The organism is Burkholderia territorii (assembly GCF_902833055.1).
Lineage (GTDB): Bacteria > Pseudomonadota > Gammaproteobacteria > Burkholderiales > Burkholderiaceae > Burkholderia > Burkholderia territorii.
Genome location: NZ_CADFEJ010000001.1, coordinates 290,553 through 305,360, shown reverse-complemented (window position 1 = coordinate 305,360; position 14,808 = coordinate 290,553). Strand labels below are relative to the sequence as shown.

The 14,808-nt window shown below is 66.9% G+C and carries 14 protein-coding genes; 10 read left to right on the top strand and 4 right to left on the bottom strand.

The features are described 5' to 3' along the window. Positions 1 to 42 precede the first annotated feature (42 nt). From HW466_RS01370 to HW466_RS01340, 7 genes are all read left to right on the top strand, one after another. Positions 43 to 1,644 (top strand): ABC transporter substrate-binding protein, encoded by a 1,602-nt coding sequence (locus tag HW466_RS01370; RefSeq protein ID WP_059792753.1) that lies wholly within the window; start codon positions 43 to 45, stop codon positions 1,642 to 1,644. A 10-nt stretch (positions 1,645 to 1,654) separates the two neighbouring features. Then, the gene (locus HW466_RS01365) at positions 1,655 to 2,725 is read left to right on the top strand and encodes an ABC transporter permease (protein ID WP_151004361.1); all 1,071 of its coding nucleotides are present in this window, start codon (positions 1,655 to 1,657) and stop codon (positions 2,723 to 2,725) included. Between the two features lie 66 nt (positions 2,726 to 2,791). Beyond that, positions 2,792 to 3,706 carry a nickel transporter permease gene (gene nikC, locus HW466_RS01360; RefSeq protein ID WP_059507750.1) on the top strand — a complete coding sequence of 305 codons (915 nt, stop codon included), beginning with the start codon at positions 2,792 to 2,794 and terminating at the stop codon, positions 3,704 to 3,706. 1 nt (position 3,707) lies between these two features. Next, positions 3,708 to 4,622, top strand: coding sequence for an ABC transporter ATP-binding protein (locus HW466_RS01355; RefSeq protein ID WP_059978065.1), 915 nt, complete (start codon positions 3,708 to 3,710; stop codon positions 4,620 to 4,622). After that, positions 4,619 to 5,380, top strand: a complete 762-nt coding sequence (locus tag HW466_RS01350; protein WP_151004363.1) for an ABC transporter ATP-binding protein — start codon at positions 4,619 to 4,621, stop codon at positions 5,378 to 5,380. The genes HW466_RS01355 and HW466_RS01350 overlap by 4 nt, the downstream gene beginning before the upstream one ends. A 144-nt stretch (positions 5,381 to 5,524) precedes the next feature. Beyond that, positions 5,525 to 5,779 (top strand): GlsB/YeaQ/YmgE family stress response membrane protein, encoded by a 255-nt coding sequence (locus HW466_RS01345; RefSeq protein WP_059507603.1) that lies wholly within the window; start codon positions 5,525 to 5,527, stop codon positions 5,777 to 5,779. A gap of 362 nt (positions 5,780 to 6,141) precedes the next feature. Next, positions 6,142 to 6,477 carry a hypothetical protein gene (locus tag HW466_RS01340; protein ID WP_059507604.1) on the top strand — a complete coding sequence of 112 codons (336 nt, stop codon included), beginning with the start codon at positions 6,142 to 6,144 and terminating at the stop codon, positions 6,475 to 6,477. A gap of 25 nt (positions 6,478 to 6,502) precedes the next feature. Here HW466_RS01340 and HW466_RS01335 read toward each other — a convergent pair whose 3' ends face one another. The 3 genes from HW466_RS01335 to HW466_RS01325 all read right to left on the bottom strand — a co-directional run bounded on the left by HW466_RS01335 (position 6,503) and on the right by HW466_RS01325 (position 9,429). Further along, positions 6,503 to 7,375: a LysR substrate-binding domain-containing protein gene (locus HW466_RS01335; protein WP_059792757.1), complete on the bottom strand. Its 873-nt coding sequence runs from the start codon at positions 7,373 to 7,375 to the stop codon at positions 6,503 to 6,505. Between the two features lie 123 nt (positions 7,376 to 7,498). After that, complete coding sequence (bla, locus tag HW466_RS01330) at positions 7,499 to 8,398, bottom strand: class A beta-lactamase (RefSeq protein ID WP_059507606.1); 900 nt, start codon at positions 8,396 to 8,398, stop codon at positions 7,499 to 7,501. Positions 8,399 to 8,580: 182 nt separating this feature from the next. Further along, positions 8,581 to 9,429 carry a peptidoglycan DD-metalloendopeptidase family protein gene (locus tag HW466_RS01325; protein ID WP_174905483.1) on the bottom strand — a complete coding sequence of 283 codons (849 nt, stop codon included), beginning with the start codon at positions 9,427 to 9,429 and terminating at the stop codon, positions 8,581 to 8,583. Between the two features lie 534 nt (positions 9,430 to 9,963). Here HW466_RS01325 and HW466_RS01320 point away from each other — a divergent pair. From HW466_RS01320 to HW466_RS01310, 3 genes are all read left to right on the top strand, one after another. Continuing rightward, the gene (locus HW466_RS01320) at positions 9,964 to 10,860 is read left to right on the top strand and encodes a LysR substrate-binding domain-containing protein (RefSeq protein WP_059507608.1); all 897 of its coding nucleotides are present in this window, start codon (positions 9,964 to 9,966) and stop codon (positions 10,858 to 10,860) included. A gap of 52 nt (positions 10,861 to 10,912) precedes the next feature. Next, complete coding sequence (locus HW466_RS01315) at positions 10,913 to 11,299, top strand: ester cyclase (RefSeq protein ID WP_059798603.1); 387 nt, start codon at positions 10,913 to 10,915, stop codon at positions 11,297 to 11,299. Between the two features lie 487 nt (positions 11,300 to 11,786). Beyond that, on the top strand, positions 11,787 to 13,949 hold the full coding sequence (locus tag HW466_RS01310; RefSeq protein WP_151006220.1) for a hypothetical protein: 2,163 nt from the start codon (positions 11,787 to 11,789) through the stop codon (positions 13,947 to 13,949). Positions 13,950 to 14,051: 102 nt separating this feature from the next. Here the strand turns inward: HW466_RS01310 and HW466_RS01305 are convergent, their stop codons facing one another. Continuing rightward, on the bottom strand, positions 14,052 to 14,804 hold the full coding sequence (locus tag HW466_RS01305; protein WP_174905482.1) for a sulfite exporter TauE/SafE family protein: 753 nt from the start codon (positions 14,802 to 14,804) through the stop codon (positions 14,052 to 14,054). Positions 14,805 to 14,808: the final 4 nt, after the last annotated feature.

Sequence of the window (14,808 nt, the reverse complement as noted above, 5' to 3'; positions counted from 1 at the left end):
CGTTCACGTTCAACGACTCAAACGACAGATGGAGAAGCGCCCATGAAATTCCCGACCTCCCGGCTCATCGCGGCGCTGGCCGCCGCATCCGTGCTCACCGCCGTTCCGCTTTCCGCCGCCCGCGCGGAAACGCCGAAGGACATGTTCGTGATGGCCACGCTGCTCGACGAATTCACGACGCTCGACCCGGGCGAGATCTATGAGCTGGTGCCGGAAGAATACGTCGCGAACACGTACGACCGCCTCGTGCGCGTCGACCTGCGCGATCCGTCGAAATTCAACGGCGACGTTGCGCAGTCGTGGACGGTGAGCGCCGACGGGCTGACCTATACGTTCAAACTGCGCCCGGGCCTCAAGTTCCACTCGGGCAACCCGCTGACGGCCGACGACGTCGCGTGGTCGATCCAGCGCGCGGTGCTGCTCGACAAGGGCCCGGCCGCCGTGCTGACCGGCATCGGCCTCACGAAGGCGAACGTCGTCGCGAACGTGAAGAAGCTCGACGACCAGACTGTGTCGATCACGACCGACCACAAATACGCACCGACCTTCGTGCTGAACGTGCTCGGCTCGTGGCCCGCGTCGGTGGTCGACAAGAAATTGCTGCTGTCGCATCAGCAGGGCAACGACTTCGGCAACGCATGGCTGAAGACCAACGAAGCCGGCTCCGGCGCGTACAAGCTCGTCAAGTGGTCGCCCAGCGACAGCATCGTGCTGCAGCGCTTCGACGGCTACCGGCTGCCGCTCGCGATGAAGCGCATCGTGCTGCGCCACGTGCCCGAAGCGGCGAGCCAGCGCCTGCTGCTGGAAAACGGCGACGTCGACGCGGCGCGCGACCTGAGCCCCGACGATCTCGCGTCGGTCGTGAAATCGGGCAAGGCGAAGGTCGCCGCATCGCCGCAGGCGACGCTGCTGTATCTCGGCCTGAACACGAAGAACCCGACGCTCGCGAAACCCGACGTGCAGGAAGCGCTGAAGTGGCTGGTCGACTATTCCGGAATCCAGACCAATGTCGTGAAAACGACCTACAAGGTGCACCAGACCTTCCTGCCCGAAGGCTTCCTCGGCACGCTGAATTCGAATCCGTACAAGCTCGACGTCGCGAAGGCGAAGGCGCTGCTCGCGAAAGCCGGCGTGCCGAACGGCTTCACGGTGACGATGGACGTGCGCAACGACTATCCGTACACGGAAATCGCGCAGGCCGTGCAGGCGAACTTCGCGCAAGCCGGCGTCAAGGTGCAGTTGATCCCCGGCGACAACAAGCAAACGCTCGCGAAATACCGCGCACGCCAGCACGACATCTACATCGGCGAATGGTCGGCCGACTACATCGACCCGCACAGCAACGCGCAGGGCTTTGCATGGAACCCGGACAACTCCGACAAGTCGAGCTATAAAATGCTGGCCTGGCGCAACAGCTGGGACATTCCGCAACTGACGAAGGAGACCGACGCCGCGCTCGCCGAGCCGACCGCCGCGCAACGCGCGAAACGGTATCAGGCGATGCAGAAGGACATGCTCGCCCGTTCGCCGTTCGTCATCATGTTCGAGAAAGTGGCGCAGGTCGCGACGCGTCCCGGCGTGAGCGGGCTCGAAGTCGGGCCGATCAACGATCTCGTGTCGTACCGTAACCTGAAGAAGCAATAAGATCCGCCGCATGTCGACTTCCGCCTCCTCCCTCGAAGCGCTGCGCACGCTGCCCGCGCGGCGCCCGGCCATACGCTGGGCGCTTCGCGTGCTGCGCTGGGCGCTCACGCTCGCCGTCACGTTCGCCGGGCTACTCGCGCTGACGTTCGTGATCGGCCGCAAGGTGCCGATCGATCCCGTGCTGGCGATCCTCGGCGATCGCGCGTCAGCCGAGGCGTACGCGGCCGAACGCATCGCACTCGGTCTCGACAAGCCGCTGGTCACGCAATTCATGATCTACGCGCGCGACGTGCTGCACGGCAATCTCGGCATGTCGCTGCTGACGTCGAACCCGGTGCTCGACGACATCAGGCGCGTGTTCCCCGCGACGCTCGAACTCGCGACGATCGCGACGCTGATCGGCATCGCGATCGGCGTGCCGCTCGGTGTCGCGGCCGCGGTGAAGCACAACCGGCCGATCGACCACATCGCGCGCTTCGTCGGCCTGGTCGGCAATTCGGTGCCGGTGTTCTGGCTCGGGCTGATGGGCCTGCTGCTGTTCTACGCGCGGCTGCACTGGGTCGCCGGCCCCGGCCGGCTCGATCCGGTGTACGACGGCATGGTCGACCCGCGCACGGGCAGCCTGCTGATCGACTCGGCGCTCGCGGGCGAGTGGGACGTGTTCCGCAACGCGGTGTCGCACATCGCGCTGCCGGCTGCGATCCTCGGCTACTACTCGGTCGCGTACCTGAGCCGGATGACGCGCTCGTTCATGCTCGACCAGCTGAGCCAGGAATACATCGTCACCGCGCGCGCGAAGGGATTGTCCGAGCGGCGCGTCATCTGGCGGCATGCGTTCGGCAACATCGCGGTGCCGCTCTTGACCGTGATCGCGCTCACGTACAGCAACCTGCTCGAGGGCTCGGTGCTGACCGAGATCGTGTTCGCGTGGCCGGGGCTCGGCTCTTACCTGACGGGCGCACTGCTGAACGCCGACATGAACGCGGTGCTCGGCGCGACGCTCGTGATCGGCGTGATGTTCATCACCGTCAACCTGCTGACCGATGCGCTGTACCGCGTGTTCGATCCGCGTGCGCGCTGAGGGCCGCTCCGACATGACCGCCTCCACCCTGCTTCTTTCTCCGTCCATGCCGAAGGTCATCCGATCATGAATGCCGAGCGTCTAACGCTGCGCGCGTGGCTGCTTTCCGATGCACCCGCGTCGCGCTCGCAGGCCGCGTTCGGCCTCGCATATCGCCGGTGGCGCCGCTTCGCCGCCAATCCGCTCAACCTGTTCGGGCTCGCGATCCTGGTCGCGCTGATCGTCGTCGCCATCGTCGGCCCGCTGATCATGCCGCACGATCCGCTGCGCCAGGTGCTGTCCGACCGACTGCTGCCGCCCGGCTCGCCGTCGCACTGGCTCGGCACCGACCAGCTCGGCCGCGACATCCTCTCGCGGCTGATCGAAGGCTCGCGCCTCACGCTCGGCATCGCGCTGCTCGTCGTCGTGATCGTCGTGCCGATCGGGCTGCTGATCGGCACGACGGCCGGCTATTGCGGCGGCTTCGTCGACAGCGTGCTGATGCGCATCACCGACATCGCGCTCGCGTTCCCGAAGATCGTGCTCGCGCTCGCATTCGCGGCCGCGCTCGGGCCGGGCGTGATCAACGCGGTCGTCGCGATCTCGATCACAGCGTGGCCCGCGTACGCGCGGCTCGCACGCGCGGAGACGATCCGCATCGCGCAGGCCGATTACATCCACGCGGCGCGCCTGCAAGGCGCATCGGGCCCGCGGATCCTGCTGCGCTACATTGTGCCGCTGTGCATGTCGTCGGTGATCGTGCGCGCGACGCTCGACATGGCCGGCATCATCCTGACCGTCGCCGGCCTCGGCTTCCTCGGCCTCGGCGCGCAGCCGCCGAGCCCGGAATGGGGCTTCATGGTCGCGTCCGGCCGCAACGTGCTGCTCGACGCGTGGTGGGTCGCGACGCTGCCCGGTGCGGCGATCCTGCTCGTCAGCCTCGCGTTCAACCTGCTCGGCGACGGGCTGCGAGACGTCTTCGATCCGCGTCATGGAGCGTGACATGCCTTTGAATTCCGTCAATACGCCCGCGCCGCTCTGCGAAATCGACGGCCTGAAGATCGGGTTTCGCGGGCACGACGGCGTCGTGTCCGACGCCGTGCGCGACCTGTCGTTGACACTCGCGCCCGGCGAACGGCTCGGCATCGTCGGCGAATCCGGTTCCGGCAAATCGCTGACGGGCCGCGCGCTGCTCGGCCTGCTGCCCGAAGCGGCACGCTGCTCGGCCCGCACGATGCGCTTCGCAGGCCGCGACCTGCTCGCGATGTCCGCAAGCGAGCGCCGCCGGCTGTGCGGCAGCCAGATGGGCATGATCCTTCAGGATCCGAAATATTCGCTGAACCCGGTGATGACCGTCGCGAAGCAGATGGGCGAGGCATTCCGGCGGCACGAGCCGGGCTTGCGCGGCCGTGCGTTGCGCGAGCGGATCGTCGATGCCCTCGCGGCCGTGCAGATCCGCGACCCGGCGCGCGTCGCCGATGCGTATCCGCACGAGCTGTCGGGCGGCATGGGTCAGCGCGTGATGATCGCGATGATGGTGTCGACCGGCCCGCGCCTGCTGATCGCGGATGAACCGACGTCCGCGCTCGACGTCGCGGTATCGATGCAGGTGCTCGCCGTGCTCGACACGATGATCGCGAAGCACGACACGGGCCTGATGTTCATCAGCCACGACCTGCCGCTCGTGATGTCGTTCTGCGATCGCGTCGCGGTGATGTATGCGGGGCGCGTGGTCGAAACCTGCGCCGCGCGCGACCTGCGCAACGCGACGCATCCGTACACGCGCGGGCTGCTCGCGGCGAATCCGCCGCTCGCGAACCCGCCCGACGAACTTCCCGTGCTGCGGCGCGATCCGGCGTGGCTCGACGCCGCGTCGCCCGCGCCGTCGTCGATCGCACCTCAGGAGACCGCACGATGATCGACATCGATCACGTCTCGATCCGTTTTCCGACCCGAACGGGTCATGTCGACGCCGTGCGCGACGCGAGCTTCGCGGTGCGCGACGGTGAAATCTTCGGGCTCGTCGGCGAATCGGGCTCCGGCAAGTCGACGCTGCTGCGTGCGCTGACCGGCCTCGTGCCGCTCGCCGGCGGCACCCTGTCGATCGATGGCCGGCCCGTGGGCGACACGCACGACCGCGCATTCCGGCGCCACGTGCAGATGGTGTTCCAGGATCCGTACGCGTCGCTGCATCCGCGCTTCACGGTCGACCAGACACTGCGCGAGCCGCTGTCGATCCATCGGATCGACGACGCCGACGCGCGCATCGCCCGTGCGCTGTCCGAAGTCGGGCTCGGCCCGGCGTTCCGCTTCCGCTATCCGCACCAGTTGTCGGGCGGCCAGCGTCAGCGTGTCGCGATCGCGCGCGCGCTGATCGTCGAGCCGCGCGTGCTGCTGCTCGACGAGCCGACCTCCGCGCTCGACGTGTCGGTGCAGGCCGAGATCCTGAACCTGCTGCGTCGCCTGCATCGCGAACGCAACCTGACGATGATCCTCGTGAGCCACAACCTCGCGGTGATCGGCTTCCTGTGCCAGCGCGTCGCGGTGATGCAGCATGGCGAGATCGTCGAACAGCTGCGGATCGAGGACGTGCGTGCCGGGCAGGTCGCACGCGACTACACGCGCACGCTGCTGCGCGCGACCGAAGGTTACCGCCGCCTCGATCCGGTCGCCTGACATGTGTGCGACGCGCGGGCGTGCGATACTCGGCACCCCGTGCGTCGGTATGCCAGAGCACCGGCGCGCGGTCGAACGGAACCCTCGCGCGCCGCGCGGGTCCATTTCCTTTCGTCAACAGCCAACAGCTATAGGGAGGCGTTCATGCTGCAATTCATCGAAACCCTGGTGGTCGGGCTCATCGTCGGCCTCCTCGCCCGCGCGCTCAAGCCCGGCGACGACAAGATGGGCATCCTGATGACCGTCGTGCTCGGCGTCGTCGGCTCGCTCATCGCCGGCTACGTCGGCCGTGCTGCCGGCTGGTATGCGCCGGGCCAGGGCGCCGGCTGGATCGCGTCGATCATCGGTGCGATCGTGCTGCTCGTGATCGTCGGCGCGGTACGCAAGCGCGCGAGCTGACCGCCGCATCTGCGCGTCGATACGGAATGGCCGCTCGTCACACGAGCGGCCGTTTTTCTTTCTGCGCGCCGCCATGCGCACGCCCGTCGAATCGTTGAGTCCTCAACGATTCACCTGCAAAGCCCGCGTGCATTGGCGGGATAGCCGCGAGCCTACGCCATCGGCAATACCCTGACTTGCGGGCGCACAAATTTGAGATAGATTGATTGGAGGAATACGGCGTCATTTGCTTATTGCCGTTATTTCTCGTTTTTCATTCAAGAGGTCCGATGGAATTGCCGTTTACGCATACAGCATCGCAGCGTTGACGGACTGCCATTCGAGCGGCCGCGCTGCGACGCGCTTCCTCTCTGGAGCCTGTCATGAAGCATCGCCTGTTTGCCGCCTCGTTCGCCCTGGCTGCCTCGCTTCTGGCCTCGTCCTCGTCTTTTGCCGCCGGCGTGTCCGGCGTCATCCACTTCACCGGCATGATCGTCGAGCCGCCTTGCTCGTTCGCGCTCGACACGACCGACGCCGCGCACGCGCGCGTGCGTCCCGACTGTCCGCGCCCGGCGAACGGGCAAGTCGCGTTCGTCGATGCGGCCAGCCTGCGCACGATCAAGACCACGACCTTTACGCAAGCCTCGCGCGCAATCGTTTTACCTGACCGTGCGGGCAACGCGCACGCGCCGATGATCGCCATCGTCACGTATCAGTAGCGCCCGCTGCAGCAGACGTCGCGCGTCAGTCGCGATGGGCGGCGATCCAGTCGCTGAACGCGCGGATCTTCTGCTGGCTGCCGATGCTTTCCGGATAGACGAAGAAGTAGCGAGCGCCGGTCTCCAGCACGATGTCGAACGGCCGTTCGAGCCGGCGCGCGCTGACGTCGTCGTCGACGAGCGTCACGTCGCCGATCGCGACGCCGAAGCCCTGCATCGCCGCGTTCGTCGCGAGATCGAGCGTGTCGAAGGTCGGCCCGCGCTCCGCGTCGACGGCGCGCTCGCCCGCGTGATCGAGCCACGCGCGCCAGTCGCGATGGTCGCGCGTCGGATGCAGCAGCGTGTGGCGCGCGAGATCGCCGACCGCATCGAGCGGCGCGGCCTGCCGCAGCTCGGGCGCGCACACGGGCGTCAACCGCTCGTCGAACAGCGGCAGCGCGAACACGCCGGCGCCGGGCGACGTCCCGTAGACGATCGCCGCGTCGAACGGCTCGGTCGAGAAATCGACGACGTGCTGCCACGCCGTCGTGATCTGCACGTGGAGATCGGGATGCTCGCCCTGGAAGCGCATGATGCGCGGCAGCATCCAGCGCATCACGCAAGTCGGCACCTTCAGCGCGAGATCGGTGCGCTGCCGCGTGAGCTTCATCGAGATGTCCTCGATCCGTGCGAAGCTCTCGTTGACCACCGGCAGCAATTGCTCGCCCTCCGCCGTCAGCGTGAGGCCCTTCGCGTGCCGCTTGAACAATGGAAAACCGTAATGCGCCTCGAGCGTCTGGATCTGCCGGCTGACCGCGCCCTGCGTGAGGCACAGCTGCTCGGCCGCGCGCGTGAAGCTGCGGTGGCGGGCCACCGTCGAGAAGATCTGCAGCGCGTGCAGGGGCGGAAGTCGGCGCATGACGAACGGGTAGACGGATCGACCGCGCCGGTCGCCGGCGCGGCAAGGCCGCGCACCGACACCGGCGCGCGCTGATCGACACGATAAGCCAAACGCCGGCTTTACGCGAGGTGCGTCGAGCAATCAGGCCGTGGCGGCGAACGCGCCCGTCGCGATGCGCGCCGCCGATGCGACGACGTCCGCGCGTGCCGCCGCGTCGGCACGCGGCTGCGTGAACGACACGGCCAGCACGATCGGCGCGCGCGACGGCGGCCACAGCACCGCGACGTCGGTCGTCGTGCCGTAACCGCCGGTGCCGGTCTTGTCGGCGATGCGCCAGCCGGGCGGCACGCCGGCCGCGATCCCGCTCGCATTCCGCGCGCCGCCGGTCATCCATTCCGTGAGCTGCGCACGCTGCGGCTCGCGCAGCGTATCGCCGAGCAGCAATCGCTGCAGCATGTCGACCATCGCGACCGGCGTGGACGTATCGCGCTCGTCGCGGGGCGCTGCCTCGTTCAGCTCGGGTTCCCAGCGGTCGAGCCGGAACACGGTGTCGCCGCTTTCGTGCGCGAACGCCGTGACGGCCTGCGGGCCGCCGAGAACGCCCATCAGCAGGTTACCGGCGCCCTTGTCGCCCGACTGCAGCATCGCCGTGCAGAGCTGTGCGATCGTCATCCCCGTGTCGACGTGGCTTTCCGTCACCGGCGAGCCGGCCACGACCTCATAGCGTCGATACAGGATGCGACGCGGCAGCAGCGACGCGTCGAGCGAGCCGCGCGCGAGTATCGCGGCGGCGGCGACGACCGCATAGGTGCCGCACAGCGGGAAGCGCTCGCGCGCGTGATGCGCGACGCGCGTGCCGTTCGACGTATCGAGTGCGGCGACACCGAGCCGGCCGTTCGACGCTTTTTCGAGCGCGGCGAGTTCGGCCTGGGCGGCATGGGCGCGCCCCTGGTCGGCGACGGGTGCCGACGAGCACGCGGCGACGAACGGCGCGGCGACGGCGGCGAGCAACAGCGAGCGACGGGCGGGAGAGTGTTCCATGGATGAAGGTTATTCGATCGGAAACGGTGGCACGGAGCAACGCGCGTGCGCATCGGCGATGCACGCGCACTCATGCCGACGGCCGGCTCGCGACGGCTTGCGCCGCGCATCCCCGAAGACGTCCGTCGGCCCCGCATGCGGCGGGACGCAGTGACCTAGCGTAGCAGCGAGCGCGGCCGGCGTCAGCCTTGCGACGAAGGCAGATAGGGCATCGGATTGACGGGCTTGCCGTCGCGCCGCACTTCGAACAGCAGCGCGACGCGCGAGTTGTCGAGGTCGCCCATCTCGGCGATCTCGTCGCCGCGGCGCACGATGTCGCCGGTCTTCACGAGCACCTTGCGATTGTGCGCATAGGCCGTGAGGAAATCCGCGTTGTGCTGGACGATGATCAGCGTGCCGTAATCGTTCAGGCCGCTACCCGCGTACATCACACGGCCGTCGGCCGCCGCCCGCACCGGGTCGCCAGGCCGGCCGGCGATCTGGATGCCGCGGTTCTGCCCGGGCCGGAACGTGTCGACGATCTTGCCGCGCGCCGGCCACATGAGCGCCACCGCGCCCGCATGCCGCCTGATTTCCTTCACGACCTGCCGGTCGCTCGCCGTCGACACGCTCGCCTGCGCGGCGTCCGCCGCATTGCTCGCGGCGGCCGGCGTCGCGGCCGGTGCGCCGCCGTTCGCGCCGGATGCCTGCAACGGCTGCGGGCGGACGATGCGCAGCACCTGCCCCATGCGCAGCCTGCCGCGTCCGTCGAGTTTGTTCCAGGTGCGCAGGTCGGCGACGCTGCAGTCGTTCGCGGACGCAATGCCCGACAACGTGTCGCCGCGCTTCACCACGTACTTCTGCGCGACGAGAATGGGCGCGGGCGGCGGCGCCGGCGTGGCCGGCTGGGCGGCGGCGGGCTGGCCCGACGGCGAACCCGCGAGCGTGTCGCTCGGCGGGACTGACTGCGTGCTGGCACAACCGGCCATGACGAGCACCGCGGCCAGGCTGGACAACCACGCCGAGTTGCGGCAAATCTCGCGCTGTTTCATGGACGATCGACTCCGGTTTGACAATCTTTCAAGCATCTCAAAAACGGAACGGCCGACGTGTAACCGGATGCAAACAATGATGACAAACGATCACGAGCCGTCCACCGGCGGACATGCGTTACCGGTAGTACGGTCGATTTCGGAAAAACTTGATGGTTTTCGGCGTGCGATGCGGAAGAAATTTCGCAATACACCGATATTTCGAATGGCTTTCAATGGCACATGGCCGCGTCGGATCGTCGATCCGGCCGGCGACGGCCGCCCGCTCAACGCAGCCAGTCGACCAGCTCCGCGCAGGCCCACGCGATGCCGATGCACAGGAACAGCACGTGCAATGCAATCTTGAACGACACGCCCCACGACGAATCGATCCGCATGACAGTCTCCCCCGGTTGATATGCGGCCATGATCCGGCATCGATCCCGCCCCCGAAAATGCGGAACCGGCGAACGGCGTCTCAGGCGCAGCCTGAGACCGACGCGGCGGTTCCTGCTAACTTAACGGCCATCCCAATCCTCACGCGTCCACCCCGCCATGCGCTTCGACCTGACCGACCTGCGGCTCTTCCTGAACATCTGCGAGGCCGGCACGATCACGGGCGGCGCCGAACGCACGCACATCACGCTGCAGGCCGCAAGCGAGCGCATTCGCGGGATGGAGGACGAGCTCGGCGTGCCGCTGCTGCACCGGACCAAGTCGGGCGCGCAGGTGACCGACGCCGGCCGCGCGCTCGAACACCACGCGCGCACGGTGCTGCAGCAGATCGACCAGATGCGCGGAGAGCTGCAGCAATACGGCCAGGGATTGCGCGGGCATATCCGGCTGCTGTGCAATACGGCGTCGCTGAGCGAATACCTGCCCGACGCACTGGCCGCGTATTTGCCGCATCATCCGAAACTGTCGATCAGCGTCGAGGAGCGCTCGAGCCAGGAAATCGTGCACGCGATCCGCAACAAGACCGCCGAGGTCGGCATCGTCGCCGATTCGGTCGGGCTCGCCGGGCTCGAACAGAAGCCGTTCCGCGAGGACTGGCTGATCGCGGTCGTGCCGGCCGGGCATCCGCTCGCCGCGCGCGGCAAGGTCGCGTTCGACGAGATCGCCGACGCCGACTTCATCGGGCTGACCGACGGCAGCGCACTCCAGGTCCATCTCGGCGACCAGGCGCGTGCGCTCGGCAAGCGGATCCGCTACCGTGTGCAGCTGAAGAGTTTCGATGCGATCTGCCGCGTGATCGAAAGCGGCGTGGGGATCGGCATCGTGTCACGCCATGCAGCCGAGCGCGCGATGCAGACGATGGACGTGCGGCTCGTCGAGCTGTCCGACGCATGGAGCCACCGCAAGCTGACGCTCTGCGCGCGATCGTTCGATGCGCTGCCCAAATATACGCAGGCGTTCGTGTCGTATCTGTCGGGCGACACGCCAGCGCGCTGAACGCCGCGCGTCATCCGCCCCAGCCGGCGACATACGAGGAGGTACCGCCGCCATGACGAAACCCGATCTCGCCATGCACTACCGCGCCTACATCGACTGCCTGAACCGCCAGGACTGGCCGGCACTCGGCCAATACGTCGCGGACAACGTGATTCACAACGACCGGCCGCTCGGCCTGGCCGGCTACCGCGCGATGCTGGAGCAGGATTTCCGCGACATTCCGGATCTCCATTTCGAGATCCGGCTGCTGGTGTGCGAACCGCCGCGCATTGCGTGCCGGCTTCGCTTCGCGTGTGCGCCGCGCGGAAGATTCTTGGGGCTCGCCGTCGACGGCAAGCGCATCACGTTCGCCGAAAACGTGTTCTACGAATTTCACGACGGCAAGATCCGGCAGGTCTGGTCGGTGATCGACAAGGCCGCGATCGAAGCGCAGCTTTAGCATCGCGGCGGACGGCGGCAGACGGAATCAAGAGCCGATATGCGCCGCGCGTGAATTCGCTTCTTAAGGGTAACGTTTTCTCGCTGAATCCACCGGTCAGGCGCGGCATGATCACCTTTCACCTGGCGTAGCCGTCGCCGACACGGCATCGCTGCATCGCAGCGAAAACAGCAATAAATTCCGGAAATTTCCGCGTCATCGTTCTATCTCCCTCTCCTCCCTCGCTTCGAACATCCGGGTTTTCACCGGCCCATCCGGCGTGAAAGCACATTGACACCGAAGCAATCGATGCTTAAATTTGGAAAACGTTTTCCTTCACATCGACGCAACGACCACCATCGGCTGCGCCAAGGAGAACGCGTGCCTGCTCGAGATGTGACTCAAGCCGTCCGCCCACAGGGATCAGGGTTCGACGCGGAGGCCCGAGTCGAGCGCACCGACGGTTGCACCCGCCCGTCCTTCATCACTATTCGAAACTGGAGACACAATGCATACGCGCAGCAGATTCGCGCTCGGCGCCGCGTTCAGCGCCCTTTCCGTGCTGTTCGTCAGCGCATGCGGCGGCAACGACGTGACCGCCCAGCCGCCCTCGTCGCCGCCGCCGTCGACTCCGGCGCTCGCCCCGAATTCGCTGCAGGCACTCGTCTACGGCGCACCGGACACCAGCGTGCCGGCGGGCGCGAACATTCCGGTCACGATGATGGGCCAGATGCGTGCATTGTTCGACCTGATCCGGAAGTCGCCCGACTTCACGCAGGTCGTCATGGATCTCGGCGACGGTTCGCCGGTTCACGTGCTCGATACGAACACCGGCGACAAATTCCTGCCCGGCAAGCTCGCGCTCGGCCTGTCGTACATCCTGATCGACATGAAGTCGAAGGGCGACCCGCAATACGCGAGCTACCTCGCGACGTATCAGACGATCACGACCGCGATGATGGCGCAGTCGGGCAGCAACTATGCGTATGCAAACACGTCCTGGGGCGAGTACTACTATCTCGTCGCGCTGAACAACCTGAAGGCGCACGGCATGCTCAACGAGGTCTTCAGCGACGCGATGCTCGCGACGCTGCAGCAACGGCTCACCTTCTGCGACATGTTCGGCCCCGATGCAAGCGGCAAGACCAGCACCTGCCCGGCCGCCGGCACGCCGATCGACATTGCGTCGCTCAACACCGCTCAGAATTATTATGCGGTGTCCTATGGAATCGCCGGCCTGCGGCAGAAACTCGGCTGGAGCAATCCGTCGTTCTCGTCGGCGACCGATCCGGCCGTCGCGACGATGGGCGCGCGCGATGCGCTGCTCTATACGTTGACGAACCACATCCGCAAGGATTCGTCGGGCGGGTTCTCCGACGAAGCGTCGAACACGCACACGACCTATTACGACCAGGCGCGCTACGACCGCTACAGCACGCTGCTGATCGGCGAAGTGATCGAGCGTACGTTCGAGATGGGCAACGAGGCCAACCTCACGCCGGAACTGAAGGGTTATCTGCGCAAGTCGGTCGATCTGATTCTGCCGCAGCTGAACGCCGACGGCCAAGGCTTCAACTACGGCCGCTCGATCGGCCCGTACGGCGATTCCGCGTTCATGGAAATCCTGACGGCGGCGGCCAATGCGGGCGTGCTGACCGATCAGGAAAAGCAGGTCGCGTACGCGTTCATCTACCGGGCCGCGCGTCGCTTCGACACGTACTGGTACGATCCGTCGCTGCCGACGCCGTCGGTGAACATGTGGGTCAAGGGTCGCGGCACGGATGCGTATCGCGGCAAGCCGCGCGTGATGGGCGAGAACTTCAGCCTGCTGCATCAGTATCTGTACGTGAACGCGTGGTGGAACAAGCTCGGCTTCGGCGGCAAGGCGCCGATGGACGACGCGAGCTACAACCAGTGGCTCGACGCGTTGCCGCGCTACACGCTCACCTGGTACAACCAGCCCGGCGATACCGCGCATCCGTACAACGCGGCGCTGCTCACCGTGCGCGACGGCCGCCGCGTGATCAACCTGAATCTCAGCCAGGCGCCCGACTACAACTCGTTCACGCCGTACTACCCGGTGCCGTTCTCCGACAAGCTGATCTACGGCACGACCGATCTGGGCTATGCACTGCTGGTGCCGCAGGTGTCGTACAACGGGAAAACCTACGTCCCGGTCACGTACTATAAGAACCTCGACGTGCAGCAGGCCAACGGGCAGGTGGTCGTGTCGTTCGACACGACGAAGTTCCGTCTCGCGTCGAAGAACGCGGCGTACACGACGGATCTCGACCTGCAGGTGCATACCGTGCTGACGTTCGCGCACGGCACGATCTCGCGCAGCGACACGATTGCCTCGGGTACGCTCGCCGGCAACCTGGCGGTCGAGACCGACTTCGCGTCGTTCGCGGACCTCGCATCCACGCAGGCAAACGGCGACGGCACGTCGGTGATCTACGCGAACAGCACCGCGACCGGCTATGCGACGACCGGGTTCGACACCTGCGCGCTGTCCGCCTTCGACACGGTCAGCGGCGCGACGAACCCGTTGTCGACGACGCCGATCGGCCAGTTGCATTCGAACTTCGTGTGCAAGACCGGTCCGTTCGCACTCGGTGCGGGCGCGACCCGCACGTTCGGATGGACGTTGAAGTACGCCGATCCGGCCTGAGCGGCGTGACCGCCGCTCCGTGAGCGTACCCGAAGCCGGCCGTCGAAGCCGGCTTCGGCGCATGCACGCCGGGCGCGCGGCGCGCGTGTCGGCGACGCGCGCTCACAGCCGCGCCGATGCCGCCATGTAGGCGCCCAGCGCGATCATCCCGACGAAGAAGCAGCGCTTGAACGCGTTCTCGCTCATCACGCGTCGTGCATATTGCCCGCCCATCATCCCCGCGATTGCCGGCACGAGCGCCAGCACCGATACGCCGAGATCGACCGTCTGCAGCGCACCCGTCACGCGCAGCTGCAGCGCAAGCGCGACCGTCGACGCGGTAAACGACAACCCGAGCGCCTGGATCAGGTCGTCCTTCGGCAGACGCAACGCTTGCAGGTACGGCACCGCGGGCACGACGAACACGCCGGTCGCCGCCGTCACGACGCCCGTCAGATAGCCGGCCACGGCCGACAGCCACTTTTCGTGTCGGCCCGGCGCGGGCAGTCGCGCGGCGGCGAGCCCCCAGCACCCATATGCGACCAGCACGACGCCGAGTGCCGCGTGGGTCCACGCGCTGCCGGCCGCGAGCGCGGGCAGCCCGCCCGTCAGCGTGCCCGTCAACGTGCCGATCGTCAGCCCGGCGAGCAGCGGCCACAGCCGCCGCAGCAACGGGCCGAACGACGGGCCGAGCCACAGCTGCCACACATTGGTGATGAACGACGGCACGAGCAGCAGGCTCGCGGCGGCTGACGGCGGCATCGCGAGCGTCAACAGGCCCATCGCGATCGTCGGCAGCCCGAGGCCGATCATGCCCTTGACCGCGCCGGCCAGCAGAAAGACCAGCACGACGATCGTCAGCGTATGGATTTGCATGAAG

What these genes read in the sequence shown, in the direction of transcription:
- HW466_RS01370 (WP_059792753.1), top strand. Translation starts at nt 43, where the DNA reads ATGAAATTCCCGACCTCCCGGCTCATCGCGGCGCTGGCCGCCGCATCC.
- HW466_RS01365 (WP_151004361.1), top strand. Translation starts at nt 1,655, where the DNA reads ATGTCGACTTCCGCCTCCTCCCTCGAAGCGCTGCGCACGCTGCCCGCG.
- nikC (WP_059507750.1), top strand. Translation starts at nt 2,792, where the DNA reads ATGAATGCCGAGCGTCTAACGCTGCGCGCGTGGCTGCTTTCCGATGCA.
- HW466_RS01355 (WP_059978065.1), top strand. Translation starts at nt 3,708, where the DNA reads ATGCCTTTGAATTCCGTCAATACGCCCGCGCCGCTCTGCGAAATCGAC.
- HW466_RS01350 (WP_151004363.1), top strand. Translation starts at nt 4,619, where the DNA reads ATGATCGACATCGATCACGTCTCGATCCGTTTTCCGACCCGAACGGGT.
- HW466_RS01345 (WP_059507603.1), top strand. Translation starts at nt 5,525, where the DNA reads ATGCTGCAATTCATCGAAACCCTGGTGGTCGGGCTCATCGTCGGCCTC.
- HW466_RS01340 (WP_059507604.1), top strand. Translation starts at nt 6,142, where the DNA reads ATGAAGCATCGCCTGTTTGCCGCCTCGTTCGCCCTGGCTGCCTCGCTT.
- HW466_RS01335 (WP_059792757.1), bottom strand. Translation starts at nt 7,375, where the DNA reads ATGCGCCGACTTCCGCCCCTGCACGCGCTGCAGATCTTCTCGACGGTG.
- bla (WP_059507606.1), bottom strand. Translation starts at nt 8,398, where the DNA reads ATGGAACACTCTCCCGCCCGTCGCTCGCTGTTGCTCGCCGCCGTCGCC.
- HW466_RS01325 (WP_174905483.1), bottom strand. Translation starts at nt 9,429, where the DNA reads ATGAAACAGCGCGAGATTTGCCGCAACTCGGCGTGGTTGTCCAGCCTG.
- HW466_RS01320 (WP_059507608.1), top strand. Translation starts at nt 9,964, where the DNA reads ATGCGCTTCGACCTGACCGACCTGCGGCTCTTCCTGAACATCTGCGAG.
- HW466_RS01315 (WP_059798603.1), top strand. Translation starts at nt 10,913, where the DNA reads ATGACGAAACCCGATCTCGCCATGCACTACCGCGCCTACATCGACTGC.
- HW466_RS01310 (WP_151006220.1), top strand. Translation starts at nt 11,787, where the DNA reads ATGCATACGCGCAGCAGATTCGCGCTCGGCGCCGCGTTCAGCGCCCTT.
- HW466_RS01305 (WP_174905482.1), bottom strand. Translation starts at nt 14,804, where the DNA reads ATGCAAATCCATACGCTGACGATCGTCGTGCTGGTCTTTCTGCTGGCC.